Below are 14,296 nucleotides of genomic sequence, written 5' to 3'. Positions count from 1 at the left end.
AACAAAAAACGTAATTTATGCATTTGCCGCACTAGATAACACAATCACCAGACAAAAATAAAGCGGGTCACCTAAGTGACCCGCTTCGTTATACATCTTGTTTTCATCAGTTTGTTTGTTGGCTCACAAATCTGATTTATCGAATAAACCTAATTTGCAAAACAACAACCATCGCATGTTGATTCTCGGTAGTCAGTCACCTAACAGGCTTAACTACCGAGCTAAGCTAACTCAAGCTAACCTGAGCTTACTGACCTTGACCCACTACGTAGTATTCAACGTCTGCATTTTTACGCAGTACGTTTAATACATTAGTAAGGTCTTGCTGATTACCAACTCGTTCCAACTGTGCACCAATTTGAGTGCTGTAAGCTGGGTTGATTTCAGCCGTTACTTTAGAAAGCTCAACAACAACGATGTTACCGTCTTGGTCTTTAGATTGACCGAACACAGCTTGACCTGCTTCTGGTTTCGCTAGAGCGAATACAGACGCCGCTAGTGGCGAGTTACGGTCAATCGTTTCAAGTTCAGTGAACTCAAGGTTGTTATCTGCAAGTACTGCTTCGTTACCTTGCTTAAGCTCGTTCACTAGAGAAACACCTAGCTCAACTGCTTGTTGCTCAGCTTGTACAGCAGACAATGCAGCGACAACTTGATCTTTCACTTCAGTTAGAGGAAGAACTGTTTCGTCGCGAGTCTCTTCTACACGAACAACAATCACGTGCTCAGGTGCAACTTCGATAACTTCAGAGTTCAGACCGTCTTCTTTCACTTCAGGGCTCAAGATAGCTTGCATAACTGCAGGCGTCATCAGAACTTCCGGAGCGTCAACTTGAGAGATGAAATCAGTTGTCGTAATCTTCGCATTGATAGCTTCAGCAGAATCATCCAAAGAATCTGGGAATTCAAACGCTACTTTTTCTAGTTCAGTTTGCTGTTCGTAGAACTGGTCTACAGCATGCTGATCTAGTAGTTCTTGCTTAATCTCAGCAGCTACTTCTGTATAAGGCTGAGCTTGAGACGCTTTTACTTCGTCTAGCTTGATGATGTGGTAGCCAAAATCAGATTTAACTAGTCCAGTAGTATCTCCAATATTCTCAAGAGCGAAAGCCGCGTCTTCGAATGCAGGATCCATAACATCGCGTTCAATCCAACCTAAGTCACCGCCAACATCTGCACTACCGAAGTCGTCAGATTTCTCTTCCGCTAGCGTAGCAAAATCAGCGCCTGCATTTAGCTCGTCTAGGATTGACTGAGCTTTCGCTTCGTCATCGCCTTGAACTAAGATGTGACTAACTTTACGTTGCTCTTCAGTTGAGTACTTGTCTAGGTGCTCTTGGTAGTATTTCTGTGCTTCTTCATCGCTTACTTCAAGCTGAGACTTAAGTGCTTCAGCTGAAAGCTCGATGTAAGACACCTTAGCTTGCTCTGGACGAGTGTAAGCTTGAGGGTTCTCAGAATAGTACTGTTCGATTTGCTCGTCAGTTAGCTCGATGTCTTTCGCTAGATCAGCAACAGACAAGGTCACTGTACGAATGTCACGAGTTTGAGCAATAAGTTTGCTTTGCGTATCGATTTCGCCTTGAAGAACAAATTCACTGCCTTGAAGCGCAGTCACAAGCTGGTTACGCATTAGGTCACGACGCATGTATTCAGCGAAGCTTTCTGCGCTGAAACCTGCACGGCGCAGTGCTGATTGGTAAATATCTTGATCGAATTGACCAGCCGTTTGGAATTGAGGCATTTCTAGAATCATTGTACGGATTTGAGAATCACTGATTCGTAGGCCTAAAGACTCGGCTTGCTGCTCAAGTAGAACATCGTTGATCATGCGATCAAGGACTGACTTACGGAAAGACTCTACGTATGCAGGGTCTGCAAGCATTTGAGCGAAGTAATCGCCAAGTTGAGATTGCATGCGATTACGTTCGTTTTGGTAAGCTTGTTCAAACTCACCACGAGCAATTTCTGTGTTGCCAACTTTAGCTGCTGCGTTGTTACCGCCACCGGTGATGTAGCTGCCCACACCTGCGAATACGAATGACAGGATAATCAACCCAAGGATAATTTTTACCGCGATGCTATTCACGCCTTCGCGTAATCGATCCATCATAATTTAAGTGCTCTCCGGATATGAAGCATTGGCTTCAAAATAAAAATCTATTCACGCGATATTATCAGAAAAAGAAATGCGCATCAGTAGGATGCGCATAATTTAAATAAGTTCAATGTGCTTTGTACACATACTGTCTAAAAATGAAACATCATTTTTCAAACAGTAAACGCATTTTACTGCCTTCCCCTCTTAAAGTTTGAGGTTTCAGCAACAAAAATTAGTTACATGCGTCTTTAAGTGCTTTACCCGCTTTGAAGCCAGGTACTTTAGCTTCAGCGATTTGGATCTCTTCACCAGTTTTTGGGTTACGACCTGTACGAGCAGCACGAGTACGAACACTGAAAGTACCAAAGCCAACAAGTGCAACTTGGTCACCTGATTGTAGCGTTGTGCCAACTGCTTCGATGAAAGCGTCTAGAGCGCGACCAGCTGAAGCTTTAGAGATGTCTGCGTTTTCTGCGATTGATTCTACTAGTTGTGTTTTATTCACTGTTTTTCCCCTATGTGTCATCTGTGACTACTTCTCGATGACTGTACGTTCCATTTTGGTTTTAATTTAGCCGCAAGCCTTATTGCAAAAGGGCTGCCGCTTTAGTCAAATAACTTAGCGTCCAAAAAAAACGCTGACAAGCCTTTTCGGGTCTATCAGCGTAATTCTTTACTTATTTTTGCTATGCATCACTATTTTTTCACGTCAAACTCGACCCCTGACGGATCTCGTTCTAGCGCGACTTTAAGTACTTCATCAATCCATTGGACCGGAATCACCTTTAAGTCAGCGATTACATTGTCTGGAATCTCTTCCAAATCACGCTCATTGTCTTTAGGAATCAAGACAGTTTTGATGCCGCCACGGTGTGCTGCAAGCAGTTTTTCTTTCAAACCACCGATAGGTAAAACTTCACCACGAAGGGTAATTTCACCTGTCATACCGACCTCAGCTTTCACAGGATTACCCGTTAGACTGGATACCAATGCAGTACACATTGCGATACCCGCACTTGGGCCATCTTTTGGTGTTGCACCTTCCGGTACGTGAACGTGAATATCACGTTTCTCGTAGAAATCTGTGTTAATACCCAGATTTTCCGCACGAGAACGAACCACAGTCATGGCTGCTTGAATCGACTCTTTCATCACATCGCCAAGAGAACCGGTTTGCGTTAACTTACCTTTACCTGGCATTGATTCAGTTTCGATAGTCAGTAGGTCACCACCCACTTGAGTCCACGCTAAACCAGTCACCTGACCGATACGGTTACTCTCATCCGCTTTACCAAAGTCATGACGTTGAACGCCTAAGTACTCTTTCAGGTTATCAATGTTAACCGTTACAGTCTTAAGGCTGCTGTCTAGCAAGATATTCTTAACTGCTTTACGACAAATCTTCGAGATTTCACGCTCTAGATTACGCACGCCCGCTTCACGCGTGTAATAACGAATAATGCCAACGATAGCTGAATCTTCGATATTAATCTCGTGAGGCTTAAGACCGTTACGTTGAACTTGTTTGTCCAGTAAGTGACTTTTAGCGATGTTCAGTTTTTCATCTTCTGTGTAACCCGACAGACGAATCACTTCCATACGGTCCAGTAACGGGCCAGGAATGTCCATTGAGTTAGACGTTGCAACAAACATGACGTCTGACAGATCATAATCTACTTCTAGGTAGTGATCGTTGAATGCAACGTTTTGCTCTGGATCTAACACTTCTAGAAGCGCTGAAGATGGGTCGCCACGCATATCAGAAGACATCTTATCGATTTCATCTAATAGGAACAGTGGGTTCTTAACACCAACTTTAGACATCTTCTGGATCAGTTTACCCGGAAGTGAACCGATGTAAGTACGACGGTGACCGCGGATTTCCGCTTCGTCACGTACGCCACCAAGAGCCATACGAGTGTACTTACGGCCCGTTGCCGCTGCAATCGAACGGCCTAGCGAGGTTTTACCTACACCAGGAGGACCAACAAGACAAAGGATTGGACCTTTTAGCTTGTTAATTCGATTTTGTACTGCCAAGTATTCAAGGATACGTTCTTTAACACGCTCTAAGCCGTAGTGGTCTTCATTCAAGACCTCTTCCGCTTTCGCTAAATTCTTCTTAACTTTCGAACGCTTAGCCCAAGGAACACCAACCATCCAATCGATGTAGCTACGTACTACTGTTGCTTCAGCAGACATTGGCGACATCATTTTCAGTTTTTGCAGTTCTTGCTCGGTTTTTTCACGAGCTTCTTGAGGCATTTTTGAATCTTCGATCTTCTTCTTCAGAGTCTCGAATTCATCAGGTGCGTCATCCATCTCGCCCAGTTCTTTCTGAATCGCTTTCATTTGCTCATTCAGGTAGTACTCGCGCTGAGATTTTTCCATCTGCTTCTTAACGCGGCCACGAATGCGTTTTTCAACTTGCAGGATGTCAATTTCTGACTCCATTTGGCCCATTAAGAATTCCAGACGTTCAGTCACATCTGCAATTTCTAGAACGTGCTGCTTATCTACCAACTTAAGTGGCATGTGCGCTGCAATCGTATCGGCTAGGCGTGCAGCCTCATCAATACCGTTCAGAGAAGTGAGAACTTCTGGTGGAATTTTTTTGTTTAGCTTAATAAAGCCTTCGAATTGATTGATCGCACTGCGAACAACCACTTCTTGTTCTTTTTCGTCAAGTTCTGAGGTTACAACGTATTCGGCATCCGCTAGGAAAAATTCACTTTCTTTAAATTGGTGAATTTTTGCACGCTGCTGACCTTCAACAAGTACTTTTACAGTACCGTCAGGGAGCTTAAGTAACTGAAGAATGGTAGCAACGGTACCTACATTAAATAGGTCTTCGATTGAAGGCTCATCAGTGTCCGCTTCTTTCTGCGCTACAAGTAGTACTTGTTTGTTAGCTTCCATTGCCGATTCAAGGCAAGTAATCGATTTTTCACGACCGACAAACAATGGAATAACCATGTGTGGGTAAACCACTACATCACGTAGAGGTAGCACGGGGATTTCGATACGCTCGGAACGTTCCAAGTTCATATATTTCTCTCTTCCGCTTTAACTTATAAAGCAGTATATGGGGCTTAAACGACTGGATTCAATGGAAGAATAAAAAAAAGGAGGTAATTGCTTACCTCCTTTTTCAATTTGAGTGACTTGTCTAAAAAAGACCTACTCTGCAACCGCGGCTTGGTTATCTGAGTTGCTGTAAATCAATAGTGGTTCTGACTCACCATTAATTACCGACTCATCAATCACAACCTTGCTTACATCTGTCGAAGATGGCAGTTCGTACATAGTTTCTAGTAGAACACCCTCCAAGATAGAACGCAGACCACGAGCACCCGTTTTACGTTCCATTGCTTTCTTCGCAATTGCACGTAGAGCATCTTCGCGGAATTCTAATTCAGTCTCTTCGATTTCAAATAATGCTGCGTACTGCTTAGTAAGCGCATTCTTCGGTTCACAAAGAATTTGAACTAGAGCTTCTTCATCAAGTTCTGTCAATGTCGTTGTCACGGGTAGACGACCAATGAATTCCGGAATTAGACCGTACTTCACCAGATCTTCAGGTTCAACTTGAGTGAACAATTCACCCACAGTTTTTGCTTCGTCTTTTGAACGCACTTCTGCGCCAAAACCAATGCTCGAACCTTTTTCTACACGTTGTTCAATCACTTTATCTAGGCCAGAGAATGCTCCGCCACAAATAAATAGGATCTTAGACGTGTCCACTTGCAAGAACTCTTGCTGTGGATGCTTACGACCACCTTGAGGTGGAACTGAAGCAACTGTACCTTCAACAAGTTTTAGTAGAGCTTGCTGTACACCTTCACCAGACACGTCACGCGTGATTGATGGGTTTTCAGCTTTACGAGAAATCTTGTCGATTTCATCGATGTAAACAATGCCGCGTTCTGCTTTCGCTACGTCATAATCACACTTCTGAAGCAACTTCTGGATGATGTTTTCAACATCTTCGCCCACATAACCGGCTTCGGTTAGTGTTGTTGCATCTGCCATTGTGAAAGGAACGTCCAGGAAACGAGCCAGTGTTTCAGCCAGTAGTGTTTTACCACTACCAGTAGGACCGATAAGAAGAATGTTACTCTTACCTAGCTCTACGCCTTCAGCTGTCGTGTCACCATTACGCAAACGCTTGTAGTGGTTGTATACCGCAACTGCTAGCACTTTCTTCGCGTATTCTTGACCGATTACATAGTCGTCAAGATGCTCACGAATCTCACGCGGCGTTGGCAGCGATTCCGATTCTTTCTTAGGAAGAACATCTTTAATTTCTTCACGAATAATGTCGTTACAAAGATCGACACATTCATCACAAATGTAAACAGAAGGACCTGCGATTAACTTGCGAACTTCGTGTTGGCTTTTGCCACAGAAAGAGCAGTAAAGCAGTTTACCGCTACCACCCTCTTTGCTTTTATCTGTCATTCGCTAACCTCTTAGCCTTTACTCTCTATGCTTGAGTGTATATCAATTTGAATCACTTTGCGTTAAACAATTGCCGTGCAATTATTGACCGCGGTGATTAAGAACTGAATCTACCAAGCCGTATTCTACTGCTTGATCAGCAGACATAAAATTATCACGATCTGTATCACGCTCAACAACTTCTAAAGGCTGACCAGTGTGCTCTGCCAATAGTTTGTTTAGCTTTTGTTTGATCGTTAGGATCTCTTGCGCGTGAATTTGAATATCAGACGCTTGGCCTTGGAAGCCGCCAAGTGGCTGGTGAATCATTACACGTGAGTTTGGAAGCACGTGACGCTTACCAGGAGTACCACCCGCTAGTAAGAATGCACCCATAGAGCAAGCTTGACCCATACATACTGTGCTCACGTTTGGCTTGATGAACTGCATTGTGTCATAGATAGACATGCCCGCTGTTACGCTACCGCCAGGTGAGTTGATGTAAAGATAGATATCTTTGTCTGGGTTTTCTGATTCCAAGAAAAGCAGTTGAGCCACGACAAGATTTGCCATGTGGTCTTCCACTTGACCTGTTAAGAAAATGATACGTTCTTTTAATAGACGAGAATAAATATCGTAAGAACGTTCACCACGGGAAGTCTGTTCAACCACCATAGGAACTAGTGCGTCCATAATCGATGGCATTGTATTTTTTTCTTGGTAGCTCATATTCTTATGTCCCTAAAATAAATGGCCCGAATGATTAAATCATACGGACCATTGTTAGCAGAATTGTTGACCGTACGTCAACCTTCTACGTCAGATATTACTATATTAAGCAGGTTGCTGATTCATTAGCTCGTTGAAGCTAACTTCTTTATCAGAAACTTGAGCTTTAGCGATGATTGCATCAATAGCTTGCTCTTCTAGAGCAACATTGCGCATGTTGTTCATCATTTGCTCGTTTTGCTCGTAGTAAGCAATAACTTCAGTTGGATCTTCGTATGCTGTAGCCATCTCTTCGATGATAGCTTTAACTTTCTCGTCATCAGCTTTTAGCTCTTCAGTCTTGATTACTTCACCAAGAAGAAGACCTACAACTACGCGACGTTTAGCTTGCTCTTCGAACAGCTCACGTGGAAGTTGGTCAGCAGCTTCAGTGTTGCCACCGAAACGTTGAGCAGCTTGTTGACGTAGAACACCGATCTCTTGATCGATTAGAGCAGAAGGTACGTCGATGTTGTTTTCATTAACTAGACCGTCGATTGCTTGCTCTTTGATGCGGTTCTTAACAGCTTGCTTAAGCTCACGCTCCATGTTCTTACGAACTTCAGCTTTAAGGCCTTCAACGCCTTCAGCTGCGCCGAACTTAGAAACGAATTCTTCGTTTAGTTCTGGAAGCTCACGAGCTTCAACTTTGTTCAGCTTGATAGAGAACTTAGCAGCTTTACCTTTTAGGTTTTCAGCGTGGTAATCTTCTGGGAAGTTTACTTCGATTTCGAATTCCATACCTGCTGTTTTACCAACGATACCGTCTTCAAAACCAGGGATCATGCGACCAGCACCCATCTCTAGTGGGAAGTTTTCAGCTTTACCGCCTTCGAACTCTTCACCGTCGATAGAACCAACGAAGTCGATAGTTGCACGAGAACCAGCGTCAGCAGCAGCTTCAACTTCAGTCCAAGTTGCTTGTTGCTTACGTAGAGTTTCGATCATCTCTTCAACGTCAGCTTCTTTAACTTCTACTGCTGGTTTCTCAACAGTGATGTTTTCTAGACCTTTCAGCTCAACTTCTGGGTAAACTTCAAAAGTTGCGTTGAATACTAGGTCAGCGCCTTCGTTGTTTTCAACTGGTGCGAAAGTAGGTGCGCCAGCTGGGTTGATTTTCTCTTTAACGATCGCTTCGATGAAGTGACGTTGCATTACTTCGCCCATCACGTCTTGACGTACTGCTTTGCCGTACATTTTAGCAACCATCTTCATAGGCACTTTGCCTTTACGGAAACCATCGAAACGACGGTTTTTCGCGATGTTGCGTAGTTCAGCTGTAACTGCATCTTCGATGTTAGCAGCAGGAACAGTAATATTAAGACGGCGCTCTAGGCCTTCTAGCGTTTCAACAGTAACTTGCATTATATAAACCTCAAAACTGGCTCAGTAATCTGAGCATATGAGCCGTAACTTAGCTTTAATTCAAAAGCCGACGTTGTTGGCTGCATTCTTGTGTAGTGCTCTATCCGAACACCTAATTTAAAATCGAGCATTGATGTCTGAATTGATTATTCAACCAAACACCAGACTAATCAGCGATATCTTCGTTCTTCACATGCTTATTGAACGTTCTCACGCAGTTATAAAACGTTCTCACGTACTTACAAAAAGCAGTGAAGCTTGTTTTCGGAAACAAGAAAGGTATCTCCGATTAGCCTCAGGACAGAAATTTTAGATGCGACATTCTAGCGATCTGTTTAATCTCTGTCGAGCCGTTCACCTCTGCATGATGATGAATGCTCTAAATTCGTCCAACTAAATGATACAAAAACGATCAAATCATCACTTAGCACAACAGAAATGGGGACAATAGCGACTTTTTCAAGGGAATCGAGGGCTTTTTTTGCTAAAAACCTTAAAAAGAGATCTTGCTCTTGTTTTACCCCTCAGAGTCGATAACTTTTTCAACAATCCCCGTTACAAACCCTTAACCTACCCCCACCTGTCGACTTTCTCCTTTCAGCAAAAACTACCGCTATTTGCTACCATAAATGAGAGAAGACGGGCTTGATTGATTACCAAAGAAATTAGCGGAGAGCCTTCATGTTTCAAGCTTTTAGAATCCCAATACTATTAATGGCCATATACAGTCTACTGATGGTCTTTGGCGGTCATTGGGTGTGGAGTACAAGTCATGAAAGTTTGTTAAATGATCATCAATCTAAGCTAGATCGCTTTTCGGTTCATATTTCAAACCAATTGGATAAGTTCGCGCACATTCCCGAGCTGCTTTCAAAAGACAAAGAACTGGTCGATGCCCTTCACTCTCCAAGTAACTCTGCGCAAATCGAACTCACCAATCGCTATCTAGAGCACGTAAATTCGGTGATTCAAGCGTCCGACACTTATTTATTAGACAGCATTGGCACCACTATCGCAGCCAGTAACTGGAATCAACCGCATTCTTTTATTCGTCGAAACTTTGCTTTCCGTCCCTACTATCAAGAAGCCATTCAAGGTAATGAAAATCAATACTTTGCGCTAGGTTCAACGTCTGGGAAGCGAGGCTATTATTATTCTTACCCCGTCTCCTATGCCGCTGAGATTATTGGCGTCATTGTCGTAAAGATGGATTTATCGCTGATTGAAGCAAGTTGGAAAGGCAAACAGAGTTTTTTTGTTGCTGACGATAAAGACCAAATCGTATTCATGTCGAGTAATCCTGAATGGCTGTTCAAGAGCCTTCAGCCGCTGAGCCAAGCACAGCAAGCTCGAATTCAAGAAAGCAGACAATATCTCGATACCAAAATAGAAAGCCTTCACTTCTCTGGTGATTTCGAGAGTGCTACTAGCAATATTGAGTCTCCGCACAAGCTCGTCCAAGAGCAATTCTTTAGCTCTTCACGCTTCTTAGCCGAACCGAAACTCACCATACGAGTATTTTCTCCGACCCACTTAGTTTGGTGGGACTTGGTGGCTTACCTTGTAGTTCTCAGCCTTATCTTTGCGATTATTTATCTAACGATGCAGCTCAATCACCATCGACAACAAAGGCGTGCCCAAATTGATAGGCTGCAATCTGAAGCCAAGCAAAAGCTAGAATTTCAAGTGCTTGAGCGCACATCAGAGCTGCACGTCGAAATTAAACATCGTATCGAAACCGAACATGTACTGAGACAGACACAAGACGAACTCATCCAAGCCGCGAAACTGGCGGTGCTAGGGCAAATGTCGGCAAGCATCAGCCATGAGTTAAATAACCCTCTCGCTGCGATTCGCAGTTATGCCGACAACGGCCGACTGTTTCTTGCCAAAGAAAAGATCGATCGTGTCGATGACAACCTCTCGCGAATCTCAGCGCTCACTGATCGCATGGCGAAAATCAGCCACCAGCTTCGCTCTTTTGCAAAGAAATCCACCGCGGAAGAATTACATACGTTGCAGATACTTCCCGTATTGCACTCGTCAAGAGAGCTGATGAAACCACAACTCAAGAGTGAACGAGTTAAGGTCAACGAACTCCCTGAAACCTTTGATGCTTGCGTGCTCGCCAACGCCATCCAATTGGAACAAGTGATCATTAATTTGCTGACCAACGCGATTCAGGCGATGGAACAACAAGACGACAAGCAATTAGCTATTCTGTTAGAGATTAGGGAATCCGACCAACAAGCCAGCACCTTGCTGATTCATGTCGATGATAATGGCCCCGGCTTCACTTCCTCTTCGAGCGGAGATTTTTTTGAACCTTTCCATACCACCAAGAAAAATGGACTTGGACTTGGGTTATCGATTTCTCAACAAATAATCCGCGGAATCAACGGCAAGCTCGTTACCGGTCACAGCCCTCAAGGTGGTGCTCGATTCAGCATAGAGTTGCCCCTTCTTGAACAGCAGCAGCAACAAAAACAGCAAGAAGAACCATTACGTAAAGCAAAAACAACAGACTGAGATTAAACCGTTAACAAGTTAGCTATTGAACAAGCGAGCCAACCAACAAGCAAAAAACTCAGCGATAATCAGAATACAAAGAAGTAAAGGAATCACTATGTGTCACGTCTATTTCATTGATGATGAATCCGATCTAAGAATGGCGATTGAACAGAGCTTTGAGCTCGCCGATATTGAAGCGGAGTTCTTTCCCGATGCCGAATCTGCTCTGCTCGCAATTCAAGAGAACGGCTTACCCCACGTCATCATCACTGATATCTGTTTACCGGGTATTTCCGGGCATGACTTGCTCAACACCGTAATGCACAAAGACAAAGAAGTCCCCGTAATCATGATCACTGGCCACGGCGATATCTCCATGGCCGTACAAGCAATCCAAGACGGCGCGTATGACTTCATTGAAAAGCCGTTCGCCAATGAACGTCTAATCGAAACCACTAAGCGAGCGATAGAAAAACGCCAACTTACCCTTGAGAATCTTGAATTAAAGCGCTCTCTCAAAGCCAGTAAAGCGCTTGGACCAAGAATCATTGGTGACACGCAATCAATGACCGAGCTGCGTTCTATCATCACCCACGTTGCCGACACTAACGCCGATATTTTGTTGTTTGGTGAGACAGGCACGGGCAAAGAATTAGTCGCACGATCCCTACACGAGCAAAGCAGTCGACGAGAACAAAACTTTGTTGCCGTCAATTGCGGGGCGGTTCCAGAAAATCTGATTGAAAGTGAGTTGTATGGCCATGAAAAAGGCGCATTCACAGGTGCTGAGAGTAAACGCATTGGCAAGTTCGAGTTTGCTCAAGGCGGAACCCTATTTTTAGATGAGATAGAATCCATGCCGATGCAGGCACAAATTCGCCTGTTACGTGTCTTGCAAGAACGCGTCATCGAAAGAGTTGGCTCAAACGGATTGGTCCCACTTGATATTCGAGTAATCGCCGCAACCAAAGTTGACTTGAAAAAGGCAGCTGAAGAAGGAACTTTCAGACAAGACCTTTACTACCGGTTGAATGTTGTCACCCTAGATTTACCGCCGTTGAGAAGCCGCCAAGAGGATATCCCAGCACTCTTCCACCACTTCTTATTGGTCGCAGCCGCTCGTTATGGCAAGACCGCTCCCGCGATTCCTCAACAAGAGCTACACGAACTTTTAACCCACAATTGGCCCGGAAACGTACGAGAATTACGCAACACAGCCGAGCGTTTTGTGCTTTTAGGCAAGCTGTCTCATTTATCAGACAACACCGCCGGATCAACTCAACATTTGTCACTAACGGAACTCGTCTCTGACTTTGAGAAAAACACATTAAAGCAAGCGCTTATTGAGTGTAATGGCAGCATAAAAGAGACCATGGAAAGGCTTCAAATTCCACGTAAAACTCTCTATGACAAGATGCAAAAACATCAACTTGCGAAAGAGTCATACCGACAGAACGAAAACTAAATTAGATATGCGAGCAAGATCACCTATACTTAATTCGCTAACAGGATGTTATGCAATAAAGTTAATAAGGAAGCGGTTATGGGTGAGAAAACAAAAGTTCCATCAATTACTGATACGTTGGAGATAGATGGTGTTTATTATATCGATCAACATGTCGACCTAAACACTCCTGAATTAGAAGCAAAAAGAGCCCTCTATCAACAGAGCGACTCTCATTTGAACTTCGGCAGGAATATTGATGAGGAGGTATGATACCTCCTCACCTATTCGTGATTAATTAACTCTATTTAGTAATGATTTCCGGCCCCATCAACGTGGTTGGTAACCACGTTGAAACCCAAGGCACATACGTTACGATGATCAAGAATAAGAACATGACGCCGACCCAAGGTAAGGCTGCTTTCACTACATTCATCATCGACATCTTGGCGACCCCGGCGGTCACAAATAAGTTGAGCCCAACAGGCGGGGTTATCATCCCTATCTCCATGTTCACCACCATCATGATACCTAGGTGAATTGGGTCGATACCGAGTGCAATCGCAATTGGGAAGACCAAAGGTGCAACGATGATCAACAAACCTGATGGTTCCATGAACTGACCACCAATGAGCAAAAGAACGTTCACCACAATCAGGAAGGTTATCGGTCCTAAACCTGCAGAGAGCATGGATTCTGTGATCATCTGAGGAATACGTTCTTCCGTCAGTACGTGCTTAAGAATCAGAGCATTGGCAATGATAAACAACAGCATGATGGTCAGCTTACCTGCGTCATAAAGCGTGTCTTTTGTATCTTTATGAACAAAGGTTTGGAATATTTTAACCAGCGCTGGCTTCTTGTTTGCTTTATCAGCAAATGGACCCATATCTTTGTAGATAAAGTTAGCAATAAAGAATGCATAAACCGCAGCTACTGCCGCCGCTTCTGTAGGTGTGAAAATACCGCCGTAAATACCGCCCAAAATGATGACGATTAACAGTAAGCCCCAACTTGCATCTTTTGCTGCAGAAAACATTTCTCCCCAGCCAACAAACGGCTGCGCTGGAATTTTTTTAATACGAGCGGCAATGTAGATAGCAATCATCAACATCACACCGGCCAACAGGCCAGGAATAACGCCACCGAGGAACATACGACCTACAGATACATCCGTCGCCGCAGCGTAAACAACCATAACAATTGACGGTGGGATCAATATACCCAAAGTACCTGCATTACAGATAACCCCTGCCGCGAATTCTTTTGTGTAGCCGTTTTTGATCATGCCTGCGATAACAATACTACCGATTGCCACTACCGTTGCTGGAGACGACCCAGATAACGCTGCGAACATCATACATGCCACAACCGACGCCATCGCTAAACCGCCGCGGAACCAGCCGACCATTGCGATAGCAAAACGGATAATACGTTTCGCCACACCACCTGTGGACATGAAGCTAGAGGCCAAGATAAAGAAAGGGATCGCTAAGAGTGTGTAGTGGCCTGCAAATGCATTAAACAGCGTTTGTGCAACCGAAGCTAGTGACGCATCAGAGTGCATCAACAAGAATATGACGCTCGATAAACCAAGGGAAATCGCAATTGGTACACCGACCAACATGAAAGCAATTACCATTAAAAATAGAAATAACATTGCCATG

The 14,296-nt window shown here is 44.0% G+C and carries 10 protein-coding genes and 1 pseudogene; 3 read left to right on the top strand and 8 right to left on the bottom strand.

The genetic code is table 11. From position 1 onward, the window contains the following. Window positions 1-247 precede the first annotated feature (247 nt). The 7 genes and pseudogenes from ppiD to AC3CH4_RS04275 form a co-directional block, all read right to left on the bottom strand. On the bottom strand, window positions 248-2,113 hold the full coding sequence (gene ppiD, locus AC3CH4_RS04305) for a peptidylprolyl isomerase (RefSeq protein WP_488543350.1): 1,866 nt from the start codon (window positions 2,111-2,113) through the stop codon (window positions 248-250). A gap of 220 nt (window positions 2,114-2,333) precedes the next feature. After that, a complete protein-coding gene (locus AC3CH4_RS04300; RefSeq protein WP_004736083.1) occupies window positions 2,334-2,606 on the bottom strand; it encodes an HU family DNA-binding protein in 273 nt (90 codons plus the stop codon). 191 nt (window positions 2,607-2,797) lie between these two features. Further along, window positions 2,798-5,149 carry an endopeptidase La gene (gene lon, locus AC3CH4_RS04295; RefSeq protein WP_488543349.1) on the bottom strand — a complete coding sequence of 784 codons (2,352 nt, stop codon included), beginning with the start codon at window positions 5,147-5,149 and terminating at the stop codon, window positions 2,798-2,800. A gap of 132 nt (window positions 5,150-5,281) precedes the next feature. Further along, the gene (clpX, locus tag AC3CH4_RS04290; protein WP_076678055.1) at window positions 5,282-6,562 is read right to left on the bottom strand and encodes an ATP-dependent protease ATP-binding subunit ClpX; all 1,281 of its coding nucleotides are present in this window, start codon (window positions 6,560-6,562) and stop codon (window positions 5,282-5,284) included. An 81-nt stretch (window positions 6,563-6,643) separates the two neighbouring features. Continuing rightward, window positions 6,644-7,270 (bottom strand): ATP-dependent Clp endopeptidase proteolytic subunit ClpP, encoded by a 627-nt coding sequence (gene clpP, locus AC3CH4_RS04285; RefSeq protein ID WP_004736080.1) that lies wholly within the window; start codon window positions 7,268-7,270, stop codon window positions 6,644-6,646. Window positions 7,271-7,375: 105 nt separating this feature from the next. Then, a complete protein-coding gene (gene tig / locus AC3CH4_RS04280; protein WP_004736079.1) occupies window positions 7,376-8,674 on the bottom strand; it encodes a trigger factor in 1,299 nt (432 codons plus the stop codon). A 335-nt stretch (window positions 8,675-9,009) separates the two neighbouring features. Further along, window positions 9,010-9,192, bottom strand: a pseudogene (locus AC3CH4_RS04275) (hypothetical protein); the annotation flags it as partial. Window positions 9,193-9,355: 163 nt separating this feature from the next. On the opposite strand from AC3CH4_RS04275, the gene AC3CH4_RS04270 reads away from it, so the two are divergent. From AC3CH4_RS04270 to AC3CH4_RS04260, 3 genes are all read left to right on the top strand, one after another. Beyond that, on the top strand, window positions 9,356-11,203 hold the full coding sequence (locus AC3CH4_RS04270) for a sensor histidine kinase (protein WP_488543348.1): 1,848 nt from the start codon (window positions 9,356-9,358) through the stop codon (window positions 11,201-11,203). 97 nt (window positions 11,204-11,300) lie between these two features. After that, on the top strand, window positions 11,301-12,650 hold the full coding sequence (locus AC3CH4_RS04265) for a sigma-54-dependent transcriptional regulator (protein ID WP_488543347.1): 1,350 nt from the start codon (window positions 11,301-11,303) through the stop codon (window positions 12,648-12,650). Window positions 12,651-12,728: 78 nt separating this feature from the next. Beyond that, window positions 12,729-12,902 (top strand): hypothetical protein, encoded by a 174-nt coding sequence (locus AC3CH4_RS04260; protein WP_181360444.1) that lies wholly within the window; start codon window positions 12,729-12,731, stop codon window positions 12,900-12,902. Window positions 12,903-12,933: 31 nt separating this feature from the next. On the opposite strand, the gene AC3CH4_RS04255 is transcribed toward AC3CH4_RS04260, so the two are convergent. Continuing rightward, window positions 12,934-14,295: a TRAP transporter large permease gene (locus tag AC3CH4_RS04255; protein ID WP_488543346.1), complete on the bottom strand. Its 1,362-nt coding sequence runs from the start codon at window positions 14,293-14,295 to the stop codon at window positions 12,934-12,936. Window position 14,296 lies beyond the last annotated feature (1 nt).

It is taken from the genome of Vibrio sp. QJM3NY_26 (assembly GCF_057786005.1).
This window is presented reverse-complemented; position numbering and strand designations above follow the sequence as displayed.

Excerpts from the sequence above, each read along its gene's own strand:
- tig (WP_004736079.1), bottom strand. The coding sequence starts at position 8,674 with ATGCAAGTTACTGTTGAAACGCTAGAAGGCCTAGAGCGCCGTCTTAAT.
- clpP (WP_004736080.1), bottom strand. The coding sequence starts at position 7,270 with ATGAGCTACCAAGAAAAAAATACAATGCCATCGATTATGGACGCACTA.
- AC3CH4_RS04270 (WP_488543348.1), top strand. The coding sequence starts at position 9,356 with ATGTTTCAAGCTTTTAGAATCCCAATACTATTAATGGCCATATACAGT.
- ppiD (WP_488543350.1), bottom strand. The coding sequence starts at position 2,113 with ATGATGGATCGATTACGCGAAGGCGTGAATAGCATCGCGGTAAAAATT.
- lon (WP_488543349.1), bottom strand. The coding sequence starts at position 5,149 with ATGAACTTGGAACGTTCCGAGCGTATCGAAATCCCCGTGCTACCTCTA.
- AC3CH4_RS04260 (WP_181360444.1), top strand. The coding sequence starts at position 12,729 with ATGGGTGAGAAAACAAAAGTTCCATCAATTACTGATACGTTGGAGATA.
- AC3CH4_RS04265 (WP_488543347.1), top strand. The coding sequence starts at position 11,301 with ATGTGTCACGTCTATTTCATTGATGATGAATCCGATCTAAGAATGGCG.
- AC3CH4_RS04255 (WP_488543346.1), bottom strand. The coding sequence starts at position 14,295 with ATGGCAATGTTATTTCTATTTTTAATGGTAATTGCTTTCATGTTGGTC.
- clpX (WP_076678055.1), bottom strand. The coding sequence starts at position 6,562 with ATGACAGATAAAAGCAAAGAGGGTGGTAGCGGTAAACTGCTTTACTGC.